A 913-nucleotide genomic window follows, 5' to 3' on the forward strand; every position below is an offset into this window, starting at 1 on the left:
GAAAAGATCAGCCTGGACGGCGTTGAGATTCTGACCGTAGCCGATCAGACTACCGCTGTTTCGATGTTCGATGCAGGCGAGCTGGATCTGGCAGAGGTTCCGACCGAGCTGGCAGCGCAGTATGAAGGCAAGACACAGTCCTACTACAGCGGCGCAGATGATTATGCGGCACTGAACCACCGGAATAAATATCTGGCAAACAAGAACCTGCGTCTGGCGATGAACTATGCAGTCAACCGTGAAGAATACATTCTTCTGACCCACAATGGTTTATATCAGGCTAACCAGAGATACGTGCTTCCGCAGGTTCGCGGTGTGGACGGCGAGTACGGCACCGAGTATCCGTTAGAGGCATTCCCGCTTCAGGGTGATATGGATAAGGCAAAAGAGTATCTGGATACGGCATTATCTGAATTAGGTCTTTCCAGTGCTTCTGATATTTCCCTGAAACTGGTTGTATCCGATTCTGACACAGCGAAGAAAGAGGCAGAGGTTGTTGCAAACCAGTGGAAGAACAACCTGGGTATCAATGTAGATATCAACATGGTTCCGTACGCAACGAGAAACGCACTTCTGGTTCCGGACAGTGATGAGTACGATATCATCATGAGTGGCTGGGCACCGGATTACTCTGACCCGTACAGCTACCTGGAGCTCTGGTACAGCACCTCCGGCTACAACTACTTAAATTACCACAGTGATGAATACGATAAGTACATCGACGCTTCCAAGACAACTTCCGGTAAAGAGCGTATGGATAACCTGTTCAATGCAGAGAAGACACTCCTGGAAGACGGCGCACTGGTACCGCTTCAGTTAAGAGAAGTTCCGTATATGGTATCTGACCGTGTACAGAATCTGGGCGCATACTTTGTTGGACTGAACTATGACTATATATATGTGGACATCACAA

The 913-nt window shown here is 48.7% G+C and carries 1 protein-coding gene; it reads left to right on the forward strand.

The window, feature by feature from the left end; all coding sequences use genetic code 11:
• The coding region (locus QVO97_RS00005) for an ABC transporter substrate-binding protein (protein WP_288188423.1) at positions 1-913 on the forward strand (913 nt) is incomplete at both ends.

Origin of the sequence: Clostridium sp. CAG:43 (assembly GCF_000434655.1) — a bacterium.
Lineage (GTDB): Bacteria > Bacillota > Clostridia > Lachnospirales > Lachnospiraceae > Otoolea > Otoolea fessa.